Origin of the sequence: Pseudomonas aylmerensis (assembly GCF_001702265.1) — a bacterium.
GTDB lineage: Bacteria > Pseudomonadota > Gammaproteobacteria > Pseudomonadales > Pseudomonadaceae > Aquipseudomonas > Aquipseudomonas aylmerensis.
The window spans coordinates 61,093-73,985 of sequence record NZ_MAUE01000015.1 but is presented as its reverse complement, the minus strand read 5'-3'; the positions used below and the strand labels follow the sequence as shown (position 1 = coordinate 73,985).

General features: G+C 59.6%; 15 protein-coding genes. 11 read left to right on the top strand and 4 right to left on the bottom strand.

The annotated features are described in order from the left end of the window. Positions 1 to 13 precede the first annotated feature (13 nt). The 6 genes from BBG20_RS12535 (at position 14) to BBG20_RS12515 (ending at position 5,827) form a co-directional block, all read left to right on the top strand. On the top strand, positions 14 to 3,106 hold the full coding sequence (locus BBG20_RS12535; protein WP_065903765.1) for a host specificity protein J: 3,093 nt from the start codon (positions 14 to 16) through the stop codon (positions 3,104 to 3,106). Positions 3,107 to 3,447: 341 nt separating this feature from the next. Further along, complete coding sequence (locus BBG20_RS31765) at positions 3,448 to 4,077, top strand: hypothetical protein (RefSeq protein WP_083221370.1); 630 nt, start codon at positions 3,448 to 3,450, stop codon at positions 4,075 to 4,077. Between the two features lie 123 nt (positions 4,078 to 4,200). Continuing rightward, entirely contained in the window at positions 4,201 to 4,734 is a 534-nt protein-coding gene (locus tag BBG20_RS12530) for a glycoside hydrolase family 19 protein (RefSeq protein WP_065903761.1), read from the top strand. Next, the gene (locus BBG20_RS12525; RefSeq protein WP_065903758.1) at positions 4,731 to 5,234 is read left to right on the top strand and encodes a lysis system i-spanin subunit Rz; all 504 of its coding nucleotides are present in this window, start codon (positions 4,731 to 4,733) and stop codon (positions 5,232 to 5,234) included. The genes BBG20_RS12530 and BBG20_RS12525 overlap by 4 nt, the downstream gene beginning before the upstream one ends. Before the next feature lie 75 nt (positions 5,235 to 5,309). Beyond that, positions 5,310 to 5,537, top strand: coding sequence for a hypothetical protein (locus BBG20_RS12520; protein WP_083221369.1), 228 nt, complete (start codon positions 5,310 to 5,312; stop codon positions 5,535 to 5,537). A gap of 80 nt (positions 5,538 to 5,617) precedes the next feature. Next, positions 5,618 to 5,827 carry a hypothetical protein gene (locus BBG20_RS12515; RefSeq protein WP_065903746.1) on the top strand — a complete coding sequence of 70 codons (210 nt, stop codon included), beginning with the start codon at positions 5,618 to 5,620 and terminating at the stop codon, positions 5,825 to 5,827. On the opposite strand, the gene BBG20_RS12510 is transcribed toward BBG20_RS12515, so the two are convergent. After that, the gene (locus tag BBG20_RS12510; protein ID WP_065903872.1) at positions 5,819 to 6,163 is read right to left on the bottom strand and encodes a hypothetical protein; all 345 of its coding nucleotides are present in this window, start codon (positions 6,161 to 6,163) and stop codon (positions 5,819 to 5,821) included. The genes BBG20_RS12515 and BBG20_RS12510 overlap by 9 nt on opposite strands. A gap of 411 nt (positions 6,164 to 6,574) precedes the next feature. On the opposite strand from BBG20_RS12510, the gene BBG20_RS12505 reads away from it, so the two are divergent. Then, entirely contained in the window at positions 6,575 to 7,009 is a 435-nt protein-coding gene (locus BBG20_RS12505) for a hypothetical protein (protein ID WP_065903744.1), read from the top strand. 16 nt (positions 7,010 to 7,025) lie between these two features. On the opposite strand, the gene BBG20_RS12500 is transcribed toward BBG20_RS12505, so the two are convergent. Beyond that, on the bottom strand, positions 7,026 to 8,453 hold the full coding sequence (locus BBG20_RS12500; protein ID WP_083221368.1) for a DHA2 family efflux MFS transporter permease subunit: 1,428 nt from the start codon (positions 8,451 to 8,453) through the stop codon (positions 7,026 to 7,028). A gap of 186 nt (positions 8,454 to 8,639) precedes the next feature. On the opposite strand from BBG20_RS12500, the gene BBG20_RS12495 reads away from it, so the two are divergent. After that, the gene (locus BBG20_RS12495; protein WP_177343943.1) at positions 8,640 to 9,269 is read left to right on the top strand and encodes a YajG family lipoprotein; all 630 of its coding nucleotides are present in this window, start codon (positions 8,640 to 8,642) and stop codon (positions 9,267 to 9,269) included. 68 nt (positions 9,270 to 9,337) lie between these two features. Here BBG20_RS12495 and BBG20_RS12490 read toward each other — a convergent pair whose 3' ends face one another. Next, a complete protein-coding gene (locus BBG20_RS12490) occupies positions 9,338 to 9,883 on the bottom strand; it encodes a DUF4410 domain-containing protein (protein ID WP_065903742.1) in 546 nt (181 codons plus the stop codon). 339 nt (positions 9,884 to 10,222) lie between these two features. Here BBG20_RS12490 and BBG20_RS12485 point away from each other — a divergent pair, with 339 nt between their 5' ends. The 3 genes from BBG20_RS12485 to pcp are packed head-to-tail and all read left to right on the top strand — an operon-like array spanning position 10,223 to position 12,535. Beyond that, positions 10,223 to 10,939 (top strand): DUF969 domain-containing protein, encoded by a 717-nt coding sequence (locus BBG20_RS12485; RefSeq protein WP_065903737.1) that lies wholly within the window; start codon positions 10,223 to 10,225, stop codon positions 10,937 to 10,939. Continuing rightward, positions 10,936 to 11,886, top strand: a complete 951-nt coding sequence (locus BBG20_RS12480) for a DUF979 domain-containing protein (protein ID WP_065903735.1) — start codon at positions 10,936 to 10,938, stop codon at positions 11,884 to 11,886. Before BBG20_RS12485 ends, BBG20_RS12480 begins: the two co-directional genes overlap by 4 nt. Positions 11,887 to 11,893: 7 nt before the next feature. After that, positions 11,894 to 12,535, top strand: a complete 642-nt coding sequence (gene pcp / locus BBG20_RS12475; RefSeq protein WP_065903733.1) for a pyroglutamyl-peptidase I — start codon at positions 11,894 to 11,896, stop codon at positions 12,533 to 12,535. A gap of 16 nt (positions 12,536 to 12,551) precedes the next feature. Here pcp and BBG20_RS12470 read toward each other — a convergent pair whose 3' ends face one another. Further along, complete coding sequence (locus BBG20_RS12470) at positions 12,552 to 12,776, bottom strand: hypothetical protein (protein WP_065903730.1); 225 nt, start codon at positions 12,774 to 12,776, stop codon at positions 12,552 to 12,554. Positions 12,777 to 12,893: the final 117 nt, after the last annotated feature.

Below are 12,893 nucleotides of genomic sequence, written 5' to 3'. Positions count from 1 at the left end.
CCGAAGGAAAGCCATGACCAATCTAGCTATCGCCGGCAGCAAGGGCGGCGAGGATAAGCCGCGCCCGTCAGTTGAGGCCCCTGACAACCTGCAAAGCGTTGCGTACGCCCGAATTCTCGACCTTGTGAGCGAGGGTGAGATTGTCGGTTTGGTGGATGGCATGCGCTCTGTCTTTCTCGGTGAAACCCCCCTGGCCAACGCGGATGGTTCACTGAACTTCAGCGGAGTGACGCTCGATGTTCGGACGGGCAGCCAGGATCAGACGCATATCCCTGGCTTCCCGGCGGTGGAGAGCGAGGTAGGGGTGGGCGTAGAGCTTCGTTACGACCAGCCGTGGGTGAGGGCTGTCACCAACCTGCAGCTGTCGGCCGAGCGTGTTCGAATTTCAGTGCCTCGGCTCGCGCAGACAAACACTTCGAACGGCGACACCAGCGGCTATACCGTGCAGTACCGGATTGAGCTCTCTACCGACGGCGGCCCATACGTGCCTATGGTCATTTCGTCGTTCAGCGGTAAAACATCGACGAAATACGAGCGGTCACATCGGGTGGACCTTCCACCCGCCAACAGTGGTTGGCAGGTGCGCGTGGTGAGAGCCACCCCAAACGCGACCAGCTCCGCAATCGCCGATACCACAACCATCGACGCAATCACGGAAGTAATCGACGCGAAGTTGCGTTACCCAGGGTCGGCGGTGATTGGTGTCCAGTTCGACGCTTCTCAATTCCAGTCGATCCCGACTCGTTCGTTCGATTTGTACGGGCGCATTATCCGCGTGCCGAGCAATTACGACCCCGCGACCCGGATTTACTCCGGCGTTTGGGACGGTAGCTTCAAAAGCGCCTGGACCGATAACCCGGCGTGGATCTTCTACGACCTGCTGCTGCACTTTCGTTATGGCCTGGGCCACCTTCTGAACGCTGGACAGGTCGACAAGTGGGAGCTCTACAGGATCGGCCAGTACTGCGATCAGATGGTACCGGACGGCAAGGGTGGTACCCACCCGCGATTCACCTGCAACCTTTACCTGTCCGTGCGTGCTGACGCCCTGCGCGTGCTGCAGGACCTTTCGACGACCTTTCGCGGGATGGCGTACTGGGCGGGCGGCTCTGTTACTGCCCTGTGCGATATGCCGGAAGATCCGGTTTACACATATTCAAACGCCAACGTCATAGACGGCAAGTTCAGCTACTTCGGATCGTCGAAAAAGACTCGCTACACCGTAGCCTTGGTCAGCTGGAACGACCCGACAGACTTCTACCGGCAGAAGGTCGAGTATGTTGACGATCAGGCTGGGATCAGCCGCTACGGCATTCAGCAGACCGAAATCACGGCCACAGGTTGCACATCCCAGGCCCAGGCCCAGCGGATCGGTAAGTGGGCTCTGCTCACCAACCGTCTGGAGACAGAGAGCGTTGGTTTCTCGGTGGGCCTGGACGGCACGCTTGCGCGCCCAGGGCAGATTATCCGCATCGCAGACAACGACCGGGCAGGCCGTCGCATTGGCGGGCGCCTGCGCTCTTCAACACTGGATACGCTCGTCCTGGATGCCGATGTGACCGCGTACCCGGGCGATACCATCACGCTGATCATGCCGAACGGCAAGGCCATTTCCCGGGCGATCAAATCCGTCGGATACCCGCTGACCTGGGACAGCACTGGCATCACCTGGGACAACGGCAATATCACCATGGACACCACGGGCTTCCCGTCCGACGTGCAGCAGGTGGTGCTGGTAGAGCGGTTGGAGGATCTTCCCCCCACACATTCGATGTGGGCCATCGATTCGCCAACTCTGGCGGTGCAGCAGTTTCGGGTGATGTCGGTGGTTGAGGATTTCTCCGACACGGAGATCAAGTTCAACATCACCGCTGTTCGCCACAACTCCAGCAAGTACAGCGCGATCGACAACGGGAGCCGGATCGAGCAGCCGCCCGTGACGGTGATTCCGCCCAGCGTGCAGCCGCCACCTGGCAACGTGACAGTCAGCAATGACCACTTCGTCGACCAGGGCACCGCGGTCAGCGTTATGACGATCGCCTGGGAGAAGCCCGAATCAGCGATCGCCTACGAGGTTTACTGGCGCAAGAACGATGGCGATTGGATCTTTGCGGGCCGCACCGGCACCACATCGATTGATGTGAGCGGAATCTACGCAGGGCGCTACGTGGCCAAGGTTCGCGCGATCAATTCGCTCGATATCGGGTCGGTGTTTGCGACCTCGGCTGAGACCGTGCTGAACGGGAAGACCACGCCACCACCGACTGTATCCTCGTTCACAGCCCAATCGATCGTGTTCGGCATCAAGCTGCAGTGGTCGATCCCTCAGGACCTGAGCACCGCTGACTTGCAGCGCACGGAGATCTGGTACAGCGAGACCTCGGATATTGCCAGCGCGGCCAAGTTTGGCGACTACGCCAACCCGCAGACGGACCTGACGATCATGGGCCTTGCCGCCGGCAAGCGGTTCTTCTTCTGGGCGCGCCTGGTGGATCGAATCGGAAACTTGGGTGCCTTCTACGGCCCGGTTACCGGCCAGTCCTCTTCGGATGCCGGCCCTATCCTGGACTACCTCAACGATCAGATCACCGAGACCCAGCTCAGCCAGCACCTGCTTGAGAAGATTGATTCGGGTGGCGGTGCCCAAATTGAAATTGAGGCCCTCAAGTCAGAACTGGCGGCGATGTACAGCATCAAGACGCAGCTCACCGTCGACGGGAAGCCCTATCTCGCTGGCATCGGCGTCGGTGTCGAAAACAACGAGGGGATTATCACCAGCCAGGTGCTGATAGCCGCGAGTCGGTTCGCGATCGTTGATCCGAACACCACAAACGTCTTTTACCCATTCGTGGTGCAGGACAACGCAGCCTACATCGACACCGCCTTCATCCGTGACGGCAGCATCACCATGCTGAAGATCGGACAGGCGCTGCAGTCCGACGATTACGTTGCGGGGGTAAAAGGCTGGCGTCTTGATAAGGCGGGCAACCTGGAGTTCAACGGACCCGCACCTGGTGGTGGGCGCCTGACGATGACCAATCGCGCGATCAAGGTCTATGACGAAAACAACGTTAAGCGCGTACAGCTCGGAGATCTGACGGCATGAACTTCGGGATGAGAATTTGGGGGCCAACAGGGAAGTTGGAACTGGATGAGAACTCATTCACTGTGAGGATTGTTTATTCTGCAGTAGTTGCATTCATCACAGGAGGTGAGAGGTACATCAATATTTCCATCCCTGGCGTGTCGCCAGCAACACACTCCGCAGTCTGTATCCCGATTGGCGCTTACCCTCAAGACCCAAACGCCCAGAACAACTACGCAGTTCAGTACGAGCCAGCGGTTTACTCTGGCGGGGTGACAGTTTGGTTCGGCAATCGTACCGGGGCAGTTAATGCAATTAATGGACTTGGTCCTCAGCGGTTGTTAGTTATGAAGGACAGGTAGATGACATTCGGCTTGACGTTTACCAACAATAACGACGTGGTAACGCTCGACTCTGAGTTCTCCAGGCTTGTGATTGTACAGTCTGGCAGATACTCGGGCGGCGCCGTGTTCTCCCCCGCCATTACAACGACTGAGCCTCCTTTGGTATTTGTCCGTCCAGACGGTAGCACTACCTTCCAGTACACCACCATCAGTGGCAGCCCGGGAAATTGGACTGGGTTTTCTTTCTCGTCTGCTGGTGCTGGTAATTACTTTTGTGCTGCCTTCAAATCGCGTGAGCTTGCAAAATATGGTCTTCGGCTATGGGATGGCGCCTCCAATTTACTATTCGATAGCGGAACCCCTTGTGCGCAGTTCACCCGGACAATCACCAGTTGGACATATACGGGTTCTAGCCAGACGGGGCAGGGTACGACTAGATCTAACTGGACAGCATATTCTCCATTGGATACCGGAGATTACATGCTTGTAAATAATATCGGCATGGATGTAGGTGGCAATTCGACGAGAGCAGCAAAGCTATATGTTGTGTGGAATTACGGCACTAATAGACTTGAGCCTTACATTATTGGTGTAAATAACTCGGTCAATTTCTTCATTCCTATCGTATTTGCCAAGCCTATTTCTTAGGAGAATTAATTGCTAGCAACCCTGACTTCCCCGACGCCAACAAAAGGCCGATTCAGCCCAGCTGATCTTCGACCGAACACCGCCACCCGCCATGAGCGGGTATTTTTTTGCCTGGAGAAAAGCATGCCGATCACTGAGCAGCAGTTGCTTCAGATTCTACCGAACGCCGGCCGCCAAGCCGGCGTTTTTGTTCCTGTGCTCAACGCCGCTATGGGCAAGTACGGGATCGTTACCAAGCTGCGTATCGCCGCATTCATCGCCCAGGTCGGGCATGAGTCAGGCCAGTTGCGCTACGTGCGCGAGATCTGGGGGCCGACGGCGCAGCAGGCCGGCTACGAAGGCCGCGTCGATCTCGGCAATACCGTGCCGGGTGATGGCTCCAAATACCGTGGCCGGGGCCTGATCCAGATAACGGGCCGTGCGAACAATGCGGCTTGCGGCGAGGCGCTGGGCCTGGACCTGATCAATCAACCCACACTGTTGGAACAACCGCAGTACGCCGCGATGTCGGCGGCCTGGTTCTGGTCGACGCGCGGGCTGAACACGTTGGCGGATCAAGGCGAGTTCGTGAAGATCACCCGTCGCATCAATGGCGGCCTGAATGGGTTGGCCGACCGCCAGGCGCTGTACGAGAAGGCGCTGAAGGTGCTGGCATGACGCCCGGGCAGATCCTGATCGCAATACTGCTGGCGATGGCGATCAGCTCCGCGGGCACCTGGCAGGTGCAGGACTGGCGCCTCGGGAAGTTACTGGCAGAGCAGGGTGCCCAGTTTGAGGCCGACCTGACCTCAATCGGCAATGCCGCAGCGGCTGGGGCTCGCGCCGAGCAGGACAAGCGCCTGGCCACAGAGCAGAAGCTCGCCGCCCAGGACCAACAACACACCAGGGAATTATCCGATGCCCAACGCAGCCAGGCTCTTTTGCGCGATCGCCTTGCCACTGCTGATGTGCGCCTGTCAGTCCTCCTTGCCGAGGATCCAGCCAGTGGTTTCAATGTGCCTTCCGCCCCCGGCGCCGTCGGCGTGGTTCATGCTGCCCGTCGAGCCCAACTTGACCCAGCGCATGCTCAACGAATTATCGCCATCACCGACGACGGGGATAACGCCATGATCGCGCTGCGGGCGTGCCAGGCTTATGTCAGGGCTCTTTCTCCCTGAGTACGTTCAACTCGAGCTGTGCAACCCTGGGGACTGGATGGGCTATCCTGACCCTTTTAGAAAAGGGGAATCAGCATGGATGGCATGACGCTCAGCCCAAAGATCGAGCGCGAGGCTGACAAGCTGCTGGCGCAGATCGCCAGGGCGGACTCGATGATTGTTGCGGCGAAGGCGGGCGCCCGGGCCGAGGGCTTCGTGCTCGGTCTGGAGTCGGCTCGCGCTTTGACCGAGGAGACGATCGACCGTCTGTACGTGATATTCGACTCTGCAACGGAAGAAAAGCTGAAGTCGCTTGCGGGCTGATCGCGCCGCCCGTCGGTGCTGGTGAGCAGTTCGCGCGCCGCCAGGCTCTACCGTGCAGACCCTGGACTGAGCAGACCTTCATGACGATTGATATCGAACAGATAAACGCTATGGAAGCGTGGTTCGCGCTGCGCAACGACGCGACGTTTATATCCGCCACGCCGGAGGAGCGCTACGAGACTCGGCTCAAACTGGCGGATGATTTGCTGGAGCGAAAGCTTGTAGACAGCGGAGAGTGGCGGGAGCTGGTCGAGGAGGCCACAGCGGCCTACGCCGACGAGTTAGGCTGAAGGCTCTTTGAGAGCGGTCAGCTCGATCAGCAGCCGCTGATTCTCCCTGAAAAGATGGTCGCGCTGACCAGTAACCAGATCGATGGGTCGAAAGCTTACGTTGCTATGTTCGGCGGATATGCGCTCCAGGGCTTCCCTGAGCGCGTCCTCTGCCGACGCCTTGCCGGTTGCGAGCAGATCATTCATCTGCACCAGGCCTGCGATGTTTGCTCGCGCCTTGCTCAAAAGCTGCTGAGTGGTCGTCAGCTCATCCTCGAGCAGCGCGCACTGGTGCTTGTACATTTCCAGGGGAGTAGGGCAGCCGAGCCACGCTGAGGTGTCTTCGTCGATGGTCATGGTGGGCAAACTCAAATACTGTATGAGCATACAGTAATCGAGGTGTGGCGGATTTGGGAGTGGTGTTCGTCGGCAGGACGCCGTGGAGGGGCAATCACTGTAGCAATATACAACGCTAAGTTATTGATTCTTATAGGCAGAAATGGTGTTTTAGCACGGCGCAGAAAATATGTGTTTTCCCTTATAAATCATGCGGTTGCATGTGCTTCGGGGTCACCTTGACATGGTGGGGGTCGTTGGTTCGAGTCCAATCGCGCCTACCAAACAAAATCCGCTCTGCTGGGCGGTCTAGAAGGGCTCACCGAAAGGTGGGCCCTTTTTTGTTGCCTCGAATTTAATCCTGACGCCGCCCTCAATTAATCGACCGACACGCCGATGCAGTCGGTAAGCCTTCATCATCGGACATTTGGCATGCTCATCAACATTAGCAATCCTCCTGCCGTAGCCAGCAGTCAAAGCGTTGCAACCTCGACGGTTCCCCAGGCAACCGAGAGCACCAACCGTACCGGCGGCCTGGCCGTCAATATGAACGCGGGCACGCAAGCGACTGCGGGTGCCGGCGGCGGTGGCCAAGCGTCTTCCAGCTCGACGGAGTCGGACACGGTCAAGGAGTTGAAGAAGCAGATCGAGCAGTTGCAAAAGCAACTTCAAGAGCAGCAACAAGCCATGCAGCAGGCACAGTCCAGCAACCAGAGCGAGGCGGCCAAGGCTGCTGCGGTTGCGGCGGCGCAAGCGCAGATTGCAACCACTGCCGCTGCGTTGCAGACAGCGACTGCCGCGCTGTTGCAGGCTGTCACCGCTGAGGGCGGCAGTGCGACGGGATCAATCGTCAGCACCACCGCCTAATTCGACGAGGCGGCGTTCAACCGCGCTTCAACACACTTTCTCCCGCGTGCGCTGGCAGTCGATAGACGTCTACCAGCGCAAGCGCCCCCAGCAATGCCACCCCAATGAACGCCACCCGGAAGTCACCCACTTGTGCGTGAATCTCATGCCCCTGCACGCTCATCGACGCGCGCAACAACAGCGCCGCTGCCGTCACGCCCATCCCCATGGCCAGTTGGAACGACATGCTGAACAACGCCGATGCCTCGCTCATGCGTGGCTTGGGCACATCTGCAAAGCCAATCGAGTTGTAGCAGGTGAACTGCATCGAGCGTGACAACCCGCCCACAAACAGCACCACTGCGATGACCGCGAGCGGGGTCTGCGCGGTGAAAAGGGCGCACGCCGCAATCGACGCCACCCCGATCACGCCATTCACCAGCAGCACCTGGCGAAAGCCGAAGCGCTGCATGATGGCCGTGGTCAAGGGTTTCATCGCCAGGTTGCCGGCAAAAACCGCCAGCACCAACAGGCCCGCGTCCACCGGGGATAAGCCAAAGGCCACCTGAAACAACAGCGGCAGCAGGAACGGCAGCGCGCTGATGGCCAGGCGAAACAGCGACCCACCATAGATACTCACGCGAAAGGTATTGATCGCCAGGGTCTGCAGCGGCAACAACGGGTCAGTATGGTGCTGACAGTGGTGCACGGCCCACACCGCCAACGCGATGCCCGCTGCGACCAGCACCACGCCTGGGATGAGCATTTCGCCGGCCTCGCTGCCCAGCCATTCCAGCCCGCCCAGCAAGGCGACACAGGCGCCTGCGAGCAGTACGAAACCCTTCGCATCAAACTTGCGCACGCTGGCTTCGCGACCTTCCGGCACCAGCCACAGTGCGGCGGCCAATGCCAACACGCCCAGCGGCAGGTTCACGTAGAAGATCCAGGGCCAGGAGGCATGGGTGACGATCAGTCCGCCGGCCACTGGCCCCAGGATCGGCGCCACCAGGCCGGGCCAGGTGATGATCGCGATCATTTTGACCAGGTCTTTTTTATCCGTATTGCGCAGCACCGCCAGCCGCCCCACGGGCACCATCAGTGCGCCACCGATGCCCTGCAGGACGCGCGCAAAGACGAACATTTCAAGGCTCTGGCTCAGTCCGCACAGCAGCGAGGCGAGGGTGAAGACGATGATCGCGCCGGCAAAGACCCGGCGCGCACCCAATCGGTCGGCGATCCAGCTGGACAACGGTATGAAGATCGCCACGGCGAGGATGTAGGCGGTGATGCCGATGTTCATGTCGACCGGCGTGACCCCGAACGCTGTGGCCATGGTCGGCAATGCCGTGGCGATCACCGTGGCATCGAGGTTTTCCATGAAGAAAGTCACGGCGACCACCAGGGCGATCAGGCGGGTCCGGATGCTGAGGCCATTCTCGGCGGTGGGTGTGGCGGAAGAAGTCACCGGTGCTGCCCCTTGTTCATTGACGGTCGTTCTGGGTTGACGATACCGGGTCGGGCTTGAGTACACACTCACCGGTATGCAGTTACTTCAAAAAAGTCGGAGTGATGTCTAAATGATATCGCGCATGTACAATCGTCGCCGGCCGATATCCGGCCATGCCAATGATGGCGATAAGGAGCGGTAGTCATGAGCGTTCGGTTAGTGGTGGGGATTGCGGCACTGATGGTTCTGGCGGGATGCGCCACGAGTCGGTCGGAAGTGGATGTCAATGTTGCGCCGCTCAGCACAAGCCAGGCCGCAGCAACCAGCAATGGCAAGAAAGTCCTGATCAGCACCGTGGATGATCGCGTTTTCCAGATAGCTCCACGAAGCCCGGATACGCCATCGCTGAAAAATGACGAGGTCAATGACAAGTCGATTACCGAGCGCGCCATTGCCCGTAAGCGCAACGGTTACGGCAAAGGGTTGGGCGACGTGTTGCTGCCCTCTGGCCGCACCGTTTCCCAACTGGTGAATGAGTCGGTAGCCGCGGCTTACAAGCAGGCCGGTTACCAGGTCGTCACCGAGCCAGGCACTCCGGATGCCGCGCCAGTGAACGTGCATATTGTCGAATTCTGGTCCTGGTTTACCCCAGGCTTCTTCTCTGTCGACGTGAGTAACAAAGCCCACCTGCGTATCGAAACCCCGGGCGCCACTGCGCTGAATGTGGTGACGCGCAAGAATGAAAGCATGCAGGCGGTGACGGAGAGTGATTGGAAGAAAATCACCGAGGCGGGTCTGCAAGAAGTGTCGCGTGAGACCCTCAAGCAACTCTGAAGCAAGCCAGGCGGAATTGCAGTGTCAGGGCCAACCCAGCGGTTGGCCCTTTTTGCAGGCGCGGTGGCTTACTGGGCCTTGGCGCTCTTGATGTCGCTGATCATCTGCTTGGCGATTGCCTGGACCTGCTTCTGCGTCATTGCCGAAGCCACGCCTTCCCAGGCCGAGGATGACGTGTCGTAGGTGCGTGAGCCAATGGGCGCGCCGGATTTCAAGTCGGAGTAGTCAGCGCGGGAGAACACCCAGGCATTACCCACCAGCGCACCGGCGACATACCGCGAACCCGGTTCGATGTAGCGAAACTTGCTCACGTTGATGCTGATGCCCACGCCGTCTTCACCATTGGCCGCGACTTTAGGGCTTTCGGTGACCGTGAAGCCGGCCTGGCGTGCTTCGACCTGGAGCGCGTTATTCCAGTCGCGCTTGAGCAGGTTCCAGTCAGGGTTTTGCTCCACCTGTTTTTCGCCCTGGATGCTCACCACCAGGTTCTGCTTGGCCGCTTCCGGGATGGCCAGTGCTGCGCTGCCGCCACTTTTAACTTTCGCTGCACAACCGCCCAGCAGGGACAGGGCAACGGCGCACGAGAGGGCGATCAGGACCTTTTGGGTTTTCATCGAATTTCCATATCCACAACAATAGTGAGAGAGGCGTGCGCCGGTACCCGGTGCCGCACCCGATCAACGGGCGGCGCTAAGATGCGTGACTCGCGGGTTACCTGTCCACATCTTGTTACGTGTGCGCAGCAAACCCCGACAAAATTTATTGGTTTGCAGCAACAATTTTTCTTGTTGGACACCTCCCGCCCCCAGGCAGCAAAGTTGCCGCCACTGACGCTCGACCTTCCGGGTCAACAATAAAAAACCGAGCCGACTGCACGCCACTTCCTGCTGTGAACCCTTTGTTCACATCCTGCTGTAACGGCGCCGCAGCGCGCATTAAAGGACCTCACCGCCATGCAAACTGTTGTGAACTTATGGCCGTTGATCGGCGTACTTGTGATCGTGGTTGGCTTTGTCTTGCGCTTCAATCCGCTGTTGGTGGTGACCGCCGCCGCCATCGCCACCGGGCTTGCCGCCCACTTCCCGCTGGAAAAAATCCTCGCGACCATGGGCGACGGTTTCCTTCAGACCCGTGCCCTGCAATTGATTCTGTTATTGCCGCTGGCGGTTATCGGCTTGCTGGAGCGCCATGGGTTGCGCCTGCACGCGCAGAACTGGATCGCGCGGTTCGAGCGCGCCACGGTAGGGCGCCTGTTGATCATCTACCTGTTTGTGCGTGAATCCACGGCCGCCATGGGCTTGACCAGCCTCGGCGGACACCCGCAGATGGTGCGCCCACTGCTGGCGCCGATGGCAGAGGGCGCAGCGGAAAAACGCTACGGCAAGTTGCCGGACAAGTTGCGCCACAAGGTGCTGGCCATGTGCGCTGCGACGGACAACGTCGGCCTGTTTTTCGGTGAGGACATCTTCGTCGCCTTTGGTGCGATTGCGCTGATGCACACCTTCCTGCTGGGCTCGGGGATTGATGTCGAGCCGCTGCACATCGCGGTGTGGGGCATCCCGACGGCGATCTGCGCGTTTATCATTCACGCGATTCGCCTGCATCGGTTCGACCGGCGGCTGACCCGTGAGATGACGCCGGTGGCCACTGCCGTGGAGGCCGCGCAATGATCATCTCGATTCAATACCTGTACTGGCTCGCCGGAGTGCTGCTGCTGATCACTGCGGGCATGATCCTGATGGATCGGACCCACCCCAAGCGCTGGTCCAGCGCCTTGTTCTGGTTGCTGTTCGCGGTTCCGTTCCTGGTGGGCGAGCGCCTGCCCTCGGTGGTCATTGGTGTGGGCGTGGTGGTCATGGCGTTGATTGCCGGGCTGGGTGGCGTCGGCCGTGGCACGCACGCCGAGCTGCATGACAAGGCGTCCCGCGCCAGCGCCGGTCGCCTGGGGCACAAACTGTTTATCCCGGCGTTGGCGATTCCCCTGACGACGGTGATCGGCTCGGTATTACTCAAGCACACCGAGATCGGCGGCGTACCGCTGCTGGACCCGAAAAACACCACCTTCGTTTCCCTCGGCATCGGGTGCCTGATCGCCCTCGGCCTGGCGTGCTGGCTGACCCGCGACACCCCGGTGCAGGCCTTGCGCGAATCGCGGCGCCTGACCGAGGCCCTGGGCTGGGCCATGGTGCTACCGCAAATGCTGGCGATGCTGGGGCTGTTGTTCAATGAAGCCGGAGTCGGTACGGCCGTCGCGCATGTCACCACCACCTACATCAACCTGGATTTCAAGCTGGTGGCAGTCATGGTGTATGTGCTGGGCATGGCACTGTTCACGGTGATCATGGGGAACGGCTTCGCGGCATTCCCGGTGATGACCGGCGGCGTCGGCGTGCCGGTGCTGGTGGGGATCTACGGCGGCAACCCCGCAGTGATGGCCGCGATTGGCATGTTCTCGGGTTACTGCGGTACGTTGATGACACCGATGGCGGCCAACTTCAATATCGTGCCGGCAGCACTGCTGGAGTTGCCCGACAAAAACGCGGTGATCAAGGCCCAGCTGCCGACCGCGCTGATGATGCTGGTGGTCAATATTGTCCTGCTTTACCTGTTGATGTGAGGCCGTGATGCAGACCCTATTGTTGACGGGTTTCGAGCCCTTTGATCAAGACCCGATAAACCCGTCCTGGGAAGTGGTACGCCTGCTGGATGGCTGGCAACTGGGCGCCGATGTGCAGGTTGTTGCGCGTCGGCTGCCGTGTGCGTTTGCCACGGCGGGTGAGTGCCTGATCCAGTTGATCGACCAATTGCAGCCGGCGATGGTGATCGCCACGGGGCTGGGGCCGGGGCGCAGTGCTATTTCCATGGAGCGGGTGGCGATCAACCTGAATGACGCGCGTATTCCCGATAACCTCGGCGAGCAGCCGATTGATGCCGCCGTGGTGGCTGACGGCCCCGCAGCCTACTTCACCACGCTGCCGATCAAGGCGATGGTCAAGGCGGTGCGCGAAGCGGAGATTGCGGCGACGGTGTCGCACACGGCCGGTACCTTCGTGTGTAACCAGGTGTTTTACCTATTGCAGCATGCACTGGCTGCTAGCGCCGTGCGCAGTGGGTTTATCCACGTGCCATATCTGCCCGAACAAGTGCTGGCTTCGGGCACCGCGTCAATGGCACTGGAGACGCAGGTCGAGGGACTCCGGGTGGCGTTGCTGGCCGCTTGGCATACATCAGTGGATGTGACGGAAACGGGCGGGCAGGTCAGCTGACCTGCGCGGGTCATCGTCAGGTAGCAAACAGGCGGGTGAGCCCGAAGGTGATGGCGCACGCCAGGCCAGTCATTGCGAAGGCGGTGGCCACGTACCATTTGATGAGATTCACCTCGGTGGTCGTAAGGTCGGCCTTGGTCGCGAAGTGCTTTTCCAGGGAGTCTGCCCTGCTCGAAACGGTGATCAGCCTTTCTTTCATTTCAGCCAGCCCCTTTTCCAGTAGACCCAATCGTTTTTCCATGCCTGAACCTCCGTCGTTACCGCCGCCACCTCTGCCTTGAGGTGGGGTGTTCAGCGAGCTTGTCCCGCCGAATCGATAGTGTTTCCTTTCCACTGCACTTCACCTGTTTCCAATACT